The organism is Burkholderia sp. Ac-20344 (genome assembly GCF_017104975.1).
In the GTDB taxonomy this organism is placed as follows: domain Bacteria; phylum Pseudomonadota; class Gammaproteobacteria; order Burkholderiales; family Burkholderiaceae; genus Burkholderia.
Genome location: NZ_JAAGPP010000101.1, coordinates 22,410 through 34,540 on the forward strand (window position 1 = coordinate 22,410; position 12,131 = coordinate 34,540).

Genomic DNA, 12,131 nt, shown 5'->3' on the forward strand with positions numbered 1-12,131 from the left:
GTCCGTCATGCATTCCCGTTTCGACCGTTTCCGCACCACCGCGCTCGGCGCCCAGCTCGAAGCGCTGATCGCGCAACCCGGGCGCTATGTCGAGTTCGCGGCGCTGTCGCGCGTCGGCGTTGCCGCGATCGGTGCGATCCAGCACGAGATCGCACTGAAATTCCCCGAAATCGAAACCGACACGACGGCCCGCCAGTTCTGCGGCGCGATGGTCGCGGAAGTCATGCGCCGTCACGGCCACGACGTCGTGCAGGCGCGCGGGCGGCTCGGCGGCACGCTGTTCAGCTATGGCGCGGTGTTCAGCGCGTACCCGCAGTTGCTGCCGTTCGCCGACGTCGTCGCCGCGCTGGCCCGCCTGCCCGACCGGCTCGCCGCGTATGCGGCGCACGTGCCGGCCGCGCTGTGGACCCGCCGCCCCGACGGCACGGGCTTTTCGCTCGTCGAGCATGCATGCCACCTGCGCGATCTCGACGCGGTGTTCGCCGAACGCATCGACGCCGTGCGCACGCTCGACCTGCCGGTGATCGCATCCGTCGACGGCACCGTGCTCGCCGCGCAACGCGACTACCTCGCACAACCGCTTGATGCTGCCATCGCGGCATTCCGCACGGGCCGCGCCGCGCTGTGCGCAACCGCGGCCGCGCTGGCGCCCGCGCAGCTCGCTCGCTGCGGGTTGCGCGACGGCGTCCGCCGCATGTCGCTCGACGAACTCGTGCGCGAACTGCTCGACCACGACCGCACGCACGTGCTCGAACTCGACGAGCTACTCGCCGAACTCGAATTGCCGCCCCTTTCTTCCGCGCCCGCTCCGTGACCCAGCCCACGCCCGTCGTCTTCATTCACGGATTCATCGGCACGCTCGACGTGCGCGGGTGGAACGGCCCGCATCTCGCCCCCGACCTGCTCGGCTACGGCATGCATCGTGCGGTACCGCTCGACGCGATCACGCTCGCCGCGCAGGTCGAGCACGTCGGCCACACCGTCGATACGCACTTCGGCGCGCAGCCGGTCGATGTCGTCGGCCATTCGGTCGGCGGCGCGATCGCGATGCTGTTCGCGCATGCGCATCCCGAACGCGTGCGGCGGATCGTCAACGTCGAAGGCAATTTCACGCTCGACGATGCGTTCTGGTCGGCGTCGGTCGGCCGCATGACGTCCACCGAAGCCGACGCGATGCTCGACGGACTGCGTGCCGATCCGCCCGGCTGGCTGCGGGGCGCGATCGATGCGCCGTCGCCGGGCCAGCTCGACGACGCGCGCCGCTGGCTCGCGCATCAGCCGGCATCGACGCTGCGCGCGATGGGCCGCTCGGTCGTCGCGACGACAGGCGAACCCGGCTACCTGCAGGCGCTCGCGCAGGTGTTCGGGCGTCGCCCGGTCTGGCTGGTCGCCGGCGCGCGCTCGCGCGCGGGCTGGCACGTGCCCGACTGGGCGCTCGCGCGCTGCGCCGGCTTCGACACGATCGCACGCTGCGGGCACCTGATCCCGGCCGAGCAGCCCGATGCGTTTCGCGCGGCGCTCGAGCGCATCGTGTCCGCGCCGCCTGCCTGACAACCCGTAGGATTCGCCGAAATATGGTTGAAAGGCGCGGTTGCTAGAGTCGCCCGAACAGGGTTTTCCCGGCGTCCGGCGCCGGACGGGATCGACACATGCGAGGATCGATAAACCTGGCACGCGCCTTCTGGCTGTTTCTGCTGCTCGCCATTTCGGGCCCTGCTCTCGCATTCCAGGCGCGGGTCGTCGTGATTCCCAGCGCCGCGATGAACGAGACGCTCAAGGCCACCGTCGTGCTGCCCGACACTTATGCGCGCGGCCCTCGCGACGGCGACCGCTATCCGGTCGTCTATCTGCTGCACGGCTCGGGCGGCGACCACACCGACTGGACGTCGAACACGCGCATCGCCGCGCTGGCCGACCGCTACCACGTGATCCTCGTGATGCCCGACGGCGGGCACGAGAGCTGGTACATCGACAGCCCGTTCGATTCGGGCAGCCGCTACGAAACCTTCATCGGCGACGAAGTCGTGTCGTACGTCGATTCGCACTTCCGCACGATCGCGACGCAGCGCGCCCGCGCGATCACCGGGCTCAGCATGGGCGGCTTCGGCGCGCTGCGGATCGCGCTCGACCGGCCCGACACGTTCGGTGCGGTCGGCAGCATCAGCGGCGCGGTCGATCCGCGCTGCTGCGCGGACGAGCCGGGCATCGACCACGTGTTCGGCGATCCCGGCCGCCATCCGTCGTTCTGGAACCGCAACGTGATCGTCGCCGGCGCCGGCGCGTTCGTGCGCGCGCATCTCGACCTGACGATCGATTGCGGCCGCGACGACGCGTTCGTCGGCTCGAACCGCACGCTGCACGAACGGCTCGTCGCGCTCGGCGTGCCGCACGACTATGCGGAACGGCCGGGCGGCCATACGTGGGATTACTGGGCGAATGCGATCCGCTACCAGATGCGGTTCTTCGCGACGTCGTTCCAGCATGGCGGCTATGCGTACCATCCGTTGCCCCATGCGCCGGGCATGACGCGCGCGGGCTGACGCGCGCCGCATCGCCGGCCGCGGCCCGGCGACCCCGGTGGTACGATGCGCTGGCATCGACCACCCGACACCTTCCATGCCGCGCGACAACTTTGCGGACCTCCTCGCCTTCATCGCCGTCGCGCGCGAGCGCAGTTTCACGCGTGCAGCCGCCCAGCTCGGCGTCTCGCAATCCGCGCTCAGCCATACGATCCGCTCGCTCGAAACGCACCTCGGCGTGCGGCTGCTCACCCGCACGACACGCAGCGTGGCGCCAACCGAAGCCGGCGAGCGCCTGCTGCTCAATCTCGCCCCCCGCTTCGACGAGATCGAGGCCGAACTGACCGCGCTCGCGGAACTGCGCGACCAGCCCGCGGGCACCGTGCGCATCAACGCGACCGACTTCGTGATCCGCACGCTGCTGTGGCCGAAGCTCGCGCCGATCCTGCGCGACTATCGCGACCTGAAGGTCGAGTTCGTGAACGACTACGGGCTGTCCGACATCGTTGCGGAGCGCTTCGACGTCGGCGTGAGGCTCGGCGACCAGGTCGCACCAGGTCGCACCAGGTCGCGAAGGACATGATCGCCGTGCGCATCTCGGAGAACCGCCTCGTCAGCTCGACGATCGCGGGGCCGCGCACCGAGGCGCACCGGGACAGCTACATCGATGCGCTGAAGCTCGAACTCGGCCCGGATGACGAACGGTTCGTCGATTCGCTCGTGCCGCCCGGGCACGCATCGACGCACGGCTATACCGATCCCGGCTATCCGGTCGAAGGCCGCAAGGTTTGAAGTCGGAGCAGGATGAGTGCATGACATGCCGGGCGCGATGCCCGGCATGAAGATGAACGCGCGTCGCCCGACGCGCGAACCCGTGGAGGCGGTGGGATCAGTTGTCTTGGGCTGTGGTGTCGGCGCCGACTACGCGATCGAAGAATTCCTGTGCACGCGCCAGCTCGTCGAGCGCGCGATCGAGGCGCGACATCGCGCGTGCGTATTCGGCCGATGAAACGTCGTCGTCGCTTTCGCCGCGCACGGCGCGAAAGGCCTGATCGACGTTGCGCGTCGCTTCGACGAAGCGCTGCGCGGCCCGGGCTTCCCGCGAACAGATGTGGGTCGACATCGACACTTCTCCCTCAGGGTTGCAGTGTGAAGCACGCCGACGCTCAGTGTGCGTGGTGCGCATGTCGGCGGCGTGAACCACGTCCCATCGATCGTCGACGCATCGGCTGCCGCGCAGCGCGCTTCGTGCCGATTGTCGCTCTGCGCTCGCCGCGCCGCTATGGCGAGATTGCAACAAATTCTTGCGCGATCCGCTGCGCGCTATTCGTTACGCGCGCCCGACACGCGGATGCACGAGGCCCGCGAACGCGGCTGCCTCGCCCGGCGACAGGTCGAACAGGTCGCCCGTGAGATCGTGCGGATGCTCGGCCGCCGGCCGGTTGCGCAATCGCGCGACGTGCGTGGGCGCAACATACGCAGCCGCCGTTTCGATCGGCGGCACATCGAACAGATCGCGCGTGACGCCGCGCACGGCGTCGGTCGGCGAACGGCCGCGCAAGCGCGCGACGAGCTCGACGAAGCGATCGAAATCACCCGCGCGCGTGGCCTTGTTCACTTCCGCGAGATCGCGTGCCTTCAACACGCACGGCTGCGCGAGCCTCACGAAATACGGTGCCTCGAGCTCGACCGACAGCGCGAGCGGATAGCTCTTGCCCGTCTGCTCCTTCGCGCGCCCGACGCAATCGACCACGGCCGCCCCCTGGGCGGCGCCGAGTGGCTTGCCGGTGCTCACGCTGCGCAGGTGATCGGGAAACACGCGCAATTGCGTGCCGACCGTGAGTGCGGTGGACGACGCGCACACGAGCGCGTAGTGCTGTTCGCGGCGCCGGCCCGACGGCAAGGTCGAGCGGCTGGCGATGAACGTATGCGGCGGCAACGGCCGCACCTGCCCGCTCGCGTCGACCCATGCATTCCACAGCAGCATGTCTTTCCGCTCGCCTGCACGCGGGCGCGACGCGACCGGCGAAAACAGCGCGAGCAGCGAGCCCGTGCGATGCGCGGCGACTTGCGCACTGCTGCCGAGCGGCTGGTTGATGCCCCACAGAAAACGCCCGCCCCCGAGCCGCCGCTCCCATTCCTTGCGGAGCACGACGGTCGGCAGTTCCTCGCCGGACTCGGTACCGATCTTGGTCCAGCAGAACGTGGGTGGGAGGTGTTTCAGTGTCATCAACTTTCTCGGGATACAGCCTCGCTGGTGACAGCAAGCCCATTCAACAGCCGTAACTGTATAGGTATAATGCATCGCATGGAAGCCCCGGACCAAGATTTTCCCGTTCAAGACCTGTTGCGCCGCCTGACGGCAGATACACGCTCGTCCAGCGAAATAGCGCGACTCTCCGGGGTCAGCCAGCCGACCGTATCGCGCCTGAGGCTGTCGAACGGGCATCGGCTGCGCCGCAGCGCGCCATTCAATAAGCTATGCAGTTTCTATGGTGTCGATACCGGGCCGTCGCGCCGCCAGTACAACGACCTGCTGCGCGATGCGATCGTCGACGCGTGGGATGGCTCGGACGAGCACGGGCGCGCGCTGCTGGTCGTGATTCAGGGGTTGAAGGGGCTGCAGGCGAAGGCGGATGACGGGTAACGTCGCGGCCAGGCGGTGCCCGCCGGGTCGCATCGCTGGCTCGGCAGCGGAGCGCCGCGCGTTATCGGCCGGCGGCAGGATCGGTGACGAAGCCGACCTTCGCAAGGCCGGCGGCCTGTGCCGCCGCCAGCAGCTTCGCGACGCTGTCGTAGCGGGCCGCGCGATCGGCCGACAGGCGCACTTCCGGTTGGGGTGCGGCGCGGGCCGCCGCGGCAAGATGCGCCTGCAATTCGGCACTCGACACCGGATGCGCGTCCCAGCTCACGCCGCCTCCGCCGACATCCCCTCCGTCCGGCGTTCAACGGTCTTCGCGCGCACGTACCACTTCACCGCCATGAAGAGGACTGCGTATCGATTGCCACGGTCTCCATCGCTTTGCCCTGCCTCGTTCTCTCCCGTCGCCGTCTTCGCCGTGCTGCCTCAGCAGTCGCACGCCGCCCCGCATTGCGCAAGCGAGTTCTCCCGGCTGCGAAACACCATCGGCTGTTCGTCGCGCGGCGCGCAACGTCGCGCGAATTGCACGGCCTGCTCGACCTGGCCGTGGTGCGCAGACTTCCCGCACACCGGATCGGCCTCCTTCGGATCGCCGGCCAGCAGGTAGGCCTGGCACCGGCACCCGCCATGATCCGCATGCCGTTCGTCGCACGTGCGACACGGCTCGCGCATCCAGCCGTCGCCGCGAAACGCGTTGAACGCGTCGCTGTCGTACCAGATTTCCCGCAGCGACCGGTCGCGCACGTTCGGCAGCGCGAGTCCGGGCAACGACCGCGCGGCATGACATGGCAAGGCGGTGCCGTCCGGCGCGACGCCAAGGAACACCGAGCCCCAGCCATTCATGCATGCCTTCGGGCGCCGCTCGAAATAGTCGGGCACGACGAACAGGATCCTGCAGCGCTCGCCGACCAGCTTGCGATAGCGGTTGACCGTTTCCTCGGCCTCGCGCACCTGCTCGACGGTCGGCATCAGCTGGTCGCGGTTCAGCATCGCCCAGCCGTAGTACTGCGTGTTCGCGAGCTCCAGGTAATCGGCGCCGAGGTCGAGCGCCATCTCGATGATCTGTCCCACGTGCGGCAGGTTGTAGCGATGCAGCACGCAGTTGAGCACCATCGGGTAGCCGTGCGCCTTGATCAGCCGCGCAACGCCGCGCTTCAGTTCGAACGTGCGGGTGCTGCTCAGGAAATCGTTCAGCTCGCGCGTCGAATCCTGCAGCGACAACTGGATGTGATCGAGCCCGGCTGCCTTGAGCCGCTCGATGCGTGCGACGTTCAGCCCGACACCCGACGTGATCAGGTTCGTATAGAAGCCGAGCCCGCGCGCATGCGCGACGAGCGTCTCGAGGTCGTCGCGCTGCAGCGGTTCGCCGCCCGAGAAACCGATCTGTGCGGCGCCAAGCGCGCGCGCATCGCTGATCACCGCGCGCCACGCATCGGTATCGAGTTCCGCGCCGTGCGTCGCGAAGTCGACGGGGTTGTAGCAGAACGCGCAGTGCAGCGGGCAACGGTACGTGAGTTCCGCGAGCAGCCACAGCGGCGCGGATGGACGGGAAGTGTCGGGTGCCATGTCAGTCGAGCCAGCCGCGCAGTCGCGCATGATCGAGGAAACGATAGACGTCGGTGGCGAGGTCCGATTGCCGGAACAGGCGCTCGAGTTCGCCGATGATGTCGTCCAGTTCGCGCGTGCCGTCGCAGCGCGCGAGAATCTCGCCCGCACTCGGGTTGAGCTTGACCATTCCCTCCGGATAGAGGAGCACGTACGCATCCTGGGCCGCCTCCCATTGCAGGCGGTACATGCCACTGAGACAGGGGCGCAGCGGCACGCCGCTGGCAGCTTCGATCGCGTTCATAGGGGGTAGGCCTTTTCGACGGCGTCGAGCATCGACCACAGAATGTCGAGCTTGAATTGCAGGATGCCGAGCGCGCGCTGCTGCGCATCCGGTGTCGTGAAATGCTGCAGCGTGACCGCGAGACCATGCTCGACGTCACGCTGGGCGAGCGGCACGCGGCTGCGGAAGTAATGCAGCCCGGCCGGCTCGATCCACGGGTAATGCGACGGCCAGCCCGCGAGGCGGTCGAGATGGATCTGCGGCGCGAACATCTCGGTCAGCGACGAGCACACGGCTTCCTGCCACGGCGCGCGCCGCGCGAAGTTCACGTATGCATCCACCGCGAAACGCACGCCGGGCAACACGTGTTCGAGCGACCACAGTTCGGCACGCGTGAGGCCGCACGCCTCGCCGAGCCGCACCCACGCCTCGATGCCGCCTTCGTTGTCGCCCTGCCCGTCGTGATCGACCAGCCGCTGGATCCAGCGGCGCCGCGTGTCGCGGTCGGGGCAGTTCGACAGGATCGCCGCATCCTTGAGCGGGATGTTGATCTGGTAGTAGAAGCGGTTGGCCACCCAGCCGCGGATCTGCGCGGGCGAACAGGCGCCGCCGTTGAGCCGCCGGTTGAAGGGATGATGGATGTGATAGCGCGATTCGAGCGCACGCAGGCGCGCCTCGAATTCGGTCGCGGTCCAGGGCGTCGCGTGCAACGCCGTAGCGGGGATCGGTGCGTTCATCGTCAGACCTGGAATTGCATGCCGTCGTGTGCGACGTCGATGCCGTGCGCGCGCAGGTGCGCGTGCTCGACGGAATGCGGATCGAGAATCGGGTTCGTGTTGTTGATGTGCGTGAGCACCTTGCGCGTACGCGCGGGCAGCGTGTCGAGCCAGTCGATCATGCCGGGCCGCCCGTGCTCCGCGCACTGCGCGAGATGCCCCATGTCGGCCGCGTGCTTGCCCGACAGGCCGAGATCGATCATCTCGGTGCCGGTCCAGAACGTGCCGTCCACCAGCACGAGATCGGCGCCGTCCATTGCCGCACGCACGTCGTCGGTCACTGTCGCGAGCCCCGGCGCATAGAACGCGCGGCGCCCGCTCGCGACATCTTCGATCGACAGCGCGATGTTGTCCCCGGGCGCGGCCGACGCGCGCCGTGGCGAATAAGGCGGCGCCTTGCTGTCGACGGAAATCGCGGTGAAACGGATCCCGCTCGCCGCCGGCACCGCGAACGGCTCGCCGAGCGCGATCGTGTGAGCGGCGACGCCGCAGTAATGGCCCAGCAGCGGCACGAGCGGCAAGCCGGTCGACAAGTCGTCGAGCACAGGTGCGCTCGCGTAAAGCGGCAGCGGCGTCGATCGCTCGCGCAGCATCAGCAGGCCCGTCACGTGATCGATCTGCGCGTCGCACAGCACGACGGCGGCGATGCCGCTGTCGCGGATCGCGCGCGCCGGTTGCAGGTCCGGATCCGCGCGCAACTGGGAAAGGATGTCCGGCGACGCGTTGACGAGGACCCAGTCGATGCCGTCGTCGCTGACCGCGATCGACGATTGCGTGCGCGGCAGCACGTGGCCGCTTCCGCTGCGCGCACGGCGGCAGTTCGCGCAATTGCAGTTCCATTGCGGCAGGCCGCCGCCGGCTCCCGAGCCGAGTATCTTGATCTTCATGGGCGTCAGCTCCCGAGGCCGCCCGCGCCGATCACGGCGAAACGGGCGGCACGCACGGCGATCAGCGGTTGGCGATGTACATCGTGATTTCGAAGCCGAAGCGCAGGTCGGTGTAAGACGGTGTCGTCCACTGCATGATGTGTCTCCTGATTGAGTTGATGCGTTGCGTAGTGAGTCGAACAACCGCGGAAATCGGGCGGTCGGTTCCTCTTCAGCAAGGAGCGTGCCGAAACCTCGCGTTGGCCGCCCGCCGGCGACATGCGGCCGTCATGCGGCCATCGGGACGGAATCCTTACGAATAGCCGACACAATCCGCGCGGGTGCGGTCCGCCGCCCCGGCCGCATGGTGCGCGGGGGTGGTGACAGGTGTTGAATCGTTGAACACCGGTGTTGCAACTTGACACACCGGCTGTGACAGGGGGCGCGCAGCGCGCCGGCCGGGATCCCGCGGCCGGCGCGTCAGCTTTCGTCCGACGGGCGGCGCTCCGCGTCGGCTGCCGGCATCTTCCGGTAGATCGTGTTGCGCGAGACGCCGAGCGCGCGCGCCGCGGCGGACACGTTGCCGCCGTGGCGCGCGAGCGCGGCGGCGATCGCGGACGCCGCGACGTCCTGCAGGCGCGCATCGGCCGGCGGAAACGCGTCCGCGACGCACGACCCGGCGAGCGGATCGTGCGCAACCTGGGCAACCTGGGCCGCCTGCGTATCGCCGCGCCGCAGGTCGTCGAAGAAGTCGTCCGGCAGGTGTTCGCGCCGGATTTCGCCATCGTCGTCGACCATCGCCGCCGCTGTGCGCAACAGATTGCCGAGCTGGCGGAAGTTGCCGGGCCACGTGCAGCGCACGAACAGCGCCATCACGTCCGGCGCGACGGACAGCGGCGGCCGGCCCGGCCCCGCGTATGCCTCCCGTTGCAGCATCTTCTGCACGACCACCGCGAGATCCGTGCGGTCGCGCAACGGCGGCAGGCGCACCACGAGGCCGTTCAGCCGGTAGTAGAGATCCTCGCGAAAGCGGTTCTGCGCAATCATGTCGCGCAAGTCGCGGTGCGTCGCGCAGATGATCGCGATGTCCACGGCGATCGTCTTCGTCGAGCCGAGCGGGTTGACGAGGCGCTCCTGCAGCACGCGCAACAGCCTCACCTGCAGCGGATACGGCATGTCGCCGATCTCGTCGAGAAACAGCGTGCCGCCGTTCGCCTGCAGCAGCTTGCCGATTGCGCCCTTGCGGCGCGCGCCGGTGAATGCGCCCTCCTCGTAGCCGAACAGCTCGGACTCGATCAGCGTCTCCGGAATCGATGCGCAGTTGACCGCGACGAACGGCGCGTCGCGCCGCGGCGAGTCGTTGTGGATCGCCTGCGCGAGCAGTTCCTTGCCGGTGCCGGTTTCGCCGGTGATCAGGATCGGGATGTCCTTGCCGATCACCTTGCGCACCTTCGCGATCACGCAGGCGACCTGCGAATCGCCGGTGTCGAGATAGTTGAGCCGCGACAGGCCGGCCGACGTGCCCGCGGCCGGCGCAGGCACCGCATTCGCGCGCGCGGCCGGCGCAAGCGCATCGTGGACATCCGTCGGCCGGCTGCCTTCGGCGAGCGTCGCTCGCCGGAAGTGCACGCGCGCGCAGACCACCGCGCCGTTGCCGAGATTCAGCGTCAGGTGCCGGTCGGTGCTCGCGCGCATGCGGTCGATCAGCTGCGCGCTCGTGATGTCGAACAGCGACGACAGCGTGTGCGCGCGCAGCGCGGCGAGCGGCATCCCGAGCTGGAACTGCGCGCTGCGATTGGCCGACAGGAAGCGGCCGTCGGCGGTAAACGCCACGATCCCCTCCATCAGCGTGCCGAGAAACTCCGGGCGGCCATGGAACGACACCTGCAGCGTTTCCTGAAAGGTCGTCGTAAACAGATGATTCTCGATCATCTGCACCGACATCTTCGCGAGCGCCATCGTGTGCTGGTGATAGCTGCGGTGGTCGCCCGTCACGTCGAGCACGCCGATCGCGTCGCCGTACGGATCGAGGATCGGCACGCTCGAACAGGTCAGGAAGCGGTTCGCGGCCAGGAAATGCTGGTCGCCGTGGACGACCATCGGGCACAGTTCGGCAAGCGCCGTGCCGATCGCATTGGTGCCCTGCCGGCTCTCCGCCCAGTTCGCGCCCGGGCGCAGCGCGACCTTCTCCGCGCGCCGCAGGAAATCGTCGTCGCCGATCGAATGCAGGATCAGCCCTTCCGCGTCGGTCAGCACGATCATGCTCTGCGTGTTGACGATCTGCTCGTGCAGCGTTTCCATCACCGGCATCGCGTGCACGCACAGCACCCGGCTCTGCTCGCGCTTGAGCACCAGTGCCGAACTCGGCAGCACATCGTAGTCGGGCCGTGCCGACACCTGCAGGCCAAAGGTCTCGGACCGCTCGTGGGCCTTCTGGATCGACGGCGCGGGCCAGCCGGCGGGATGCGCGGCCCGTGATCCGGCCGCCTGCTCTACGTCATCGCGCATTGTCTCCTCCGGGGAATCCTTCCGGTCATCTGCCGGACGCTTTACCGTCATTGCAAGCAAGCATCGGGCCACGCCAGCATCGCCGCCCGAATTGAAAGCAGGACGTAATGTGCGATTCGGGCACGACCGTGCATGTCGCGGCGCGCGACACGCCGGCTTCGTGATACCGCGATTTCCGGACGCGTGACTACCCGTGCGAATCCCGATCTTCTTGGCTGGCGCGTTTCTGGCTTTGTCCCAGATCAAACCCGGCCGCCGCCCGGACACACGCGCGGCCGGGTGAGGTTGCCCCGATTCCACCGAGCCCTATCGACATGACACGCCGCCCGATTCGATCCACACCGTCGCCCGCGATGCGGGTCTTGCCCGACACGCCGGCGCCGACGCCGCCTGCCGCGCCCGCCGCCCGTCGCCTGCGGCGCGATGCGCAATCGATCGCGTTCGTCGTGGCCGGCGCCGCGCACGGCCACCCGGTCGTCGTGCTGCACGGCGGGCCCGGCAGCGGCAGCCAGGCCGGCATCCTGCGGCTGTTCGACCTGACCCGCGTGCGCGTCGTGCTCGTCGACCAGCGCGGCGCAGGGGCCTCGGCGCCGCGCGGCGGCACGCGTCACAACAGCACCGCGCGGCTGATCGCCGATCTGGAGGCCGTGCGCGAGCAACTCGGTATTGCGCGCTGGGGCGTCGTCGGTGGATCGTGGGGCGCCGCGCTCGCACTCGCCTATGCGGGCACGCATCCCGCACGGGTGACCGGCGTCGTCCTGCGCGGCCTGTTCCTGACGTCGCCACGCGAAGTCCGCCGGCTGTTCACGACGTCGCGCACGCGTGCGCCCCGCGAATGGCGGCGCCTGCATGCGGCGGCCGGCAGCGGCCAGCCGGAGCGACTGCTGTCGCGCTCCGCCCCCCGCTCCCGCGCCGGCGCGCACGCGGGCCCGCAGCGAGCGGCGTCCACCGCGTGCCCCCGGCTAGCGACGACGCGTGTCCCGTCGCCGCGGC

At 68.8% G+C, this 12,131-nt stretch carries 14 protein-coding genes and 1 pseudogene; 6 read left to right on the forward strand and 9 right to left on the reverse strand.

Going from position 1 to position 12,131, the window contains the following annotated elements; genetic code table 11:
- The first annotated feature begins 7 nt into the window (after positions 1-7).
- The 4 genes and pseudogenes from G3N64_RS26680 (at position 8) to G3N64_RS26695 (ending at position 3,311) form a co-directional block, all read left to right on the forward strand.
- A complete protein-coding gene (locus G3N64_RS26680; protein WP_205786587.1) occupies positions 8-814 on the forward strand; it encodes a DinB family protein in 807 nt (268 codons plus the stop codon).
- On the forward strand, positions 811-1,551 hold the full coding sequence (locus tag G3N64_RS26685; RefSeq protein WP_205786588.1) for an alpha/beta fold hydrolase: 741 nt from the start codon (positions 811-813) through the stop codon (positions 1,549-1,551). The genes G3N64_RS26680 and G3N64_RS26685 overlap by 4 nt, the downstream gene beginning before the upstream one ends.
- 98 nt (positions 1,552-1,649) lie before the next feature.
- A complete protein-coding gene (locus tag G3N64_RS26690) occupies positions 1,650-2,540 on the forward strand; it encodes an alpha/beta hydrolase family protein (RefSeq protein WP_205786589.1) in 891 nt (296 codons plus the stop codon).
- 76 nt (positions 2,541-2,616) lie between these two features.
- A pseudogene (locus G3N64_RS26695) lies at positions 2,617-3,311 on the forward strand (LysR family transcriptional regulator).
- A gap of 97 nt (positions 3,312-3,408) precedes the next feature.
- Here G3N64_RS26695 and G3N64_RS26705 read toward each other — a convergent pair.
- Complete coding sequence (locus G3N64_RS26705) at positions 3,409-3,642, reverse strand: hypothetical protein (RefSeq protein WP_205786600.1); 234 nt, start codon at positions 3,640-3,642, stop codon at positions 3,409-3,411.
- A gap of 207 nt (positions 3,643-3,849) precedes the next feature.
- A complete protein-coding gene (locus G3N64_RS26710; protein ID WP_205786590.1) occupies positions 3,850-4,749 on the reverse strand; it encodes a hypothetical protein in 900 nt (299 codons plus the stop codon).
- 78 nt (positions 4,750-4,827) lie between these two features.
- Between G3N64_RS26710 and G3N64_RS26715 the strand changes: the two genes are divergently transcribed.
- Positions 4,828-5,166, forward strand: a complete 339-nt coding sequence (locus G3N64_RS26715; RefSeq protein WP_205786591.1) for an XRE family transcriptional regulator — start codon at positions 4,828-4,830, stop codon at positions 5,164-5,166.
- Positions 5,167-5,227: 61 nt separating this feature from the next.
- Here G3N64_RS26715 and G3N64_RS26720 read toward each other — a convergent pair whose 3' ends face one another.
- The 7 genes from G3N64_RS26720 to G3N64_RS26750 form a co-directional block, all read right to left on the reverse strand.
- Positions 5,228-5,431 carry a biopolymer transporter ExbD gene (locus tag G3N64_RS26720; RefSeq protein WP_205786592.1) on the reverse strand — a complete coding sequence of 68 codons (204 nt, stop codon included), beginning with the start codon at positions 5,429-5,431 and terminating at the stop codon, positions 5,228-5,230.
- 155 nt (positions 5,432-5,586) lie between these two features.
- Positions 5,587-6,726, reverse strand: a complete 1,140-nt coding sequence (pqqE, locus tag G3N64_RS26725) for a pyrroloquinoline quinone biosynthesis protein PqqE (protein ID WP_205786593.1) — start codon at positions 6,724-6,726, stop codon at positions 5,587-5,589.
- A gap of 1 nt (position 6,727) precedes the next feature.
- Positions 6,728-7,009, reverse strand: a complete 282-nt coding sequence (gene pqqD, locus G3N64_RS26730) for a pyrroloquinoline quinone biosynthesis peptide chaperone PqqD (protein ID WP_039369440.1) — start codon at positions 7,007-7,009, stop codon at positions 6,728-6,730.
- On the reverse strand, positions 7,006-7,725 hold the full coding sequence (gene pqqC / locus G3N64_RS26735; protein ID WP_205786594.1) for a pyrroloquinoline-quinone synthase PqqC: 720 nt from the start codon (positions 7,723-7,725) through the stop codon (positions 7,006-7,008). Before pqqC ends, pqqD begins: the two co-directional genes overlap by 4 nt.
- Positions 7,726-7,727: 2 nt before the next feature.
- Entirely contained in the window at positions 7,728-8,651 is a 924-nt protein-coding gene (gene pqqB, locus G3N64_RS26740; RefSeq protein ID WP_205786595.1) for a pyrroloquinoline quinone biosynthesis protein PqqB, read from the reverse strand.
- A gap of 61 nt (positions 8,652-8,712) precedes the next feature.
- Positions 8,713-8,787 (reverse strand): pyrroloquinoline quinone precursor peptide PqqA, encoded by a 75-nt coding sequence (pqqA, locus tag G3N64_RS26745; RefSeq protein ID WP_006485436.1) that lies wholly within the window; start codon positions 8,785-8,787, stop codon positions 8,713-8,715.
- Positions 8,788-9,110: 323 nt separating this feature from the next.
- On the reverse strand, positions 9,111-11,138 hold the full coding sequence (locus G3N64_RS26750; RefSeq protein WP_205786596.1) for a sigma-54-dependent Fis family transcriptional regulator: 2,028 nt from the start codon (positions 11,136-11,138) through the stop codon (positions 9,111-9,113).
- 353 nt (positions 11,139-11,491) lie between these two features.
- Between G3N64_RS26750 and G3N64_RS26755 the strand changes: the two genes are divergently transcribed.
- Positions 11,492-12,131: alpha/beta fold hydrolase (locus tag G3N64_RS26755; RefSeq protein WP_241021228.1), on the forward strand; the 640-nt coding region annotated here is incomplete at its 3' end.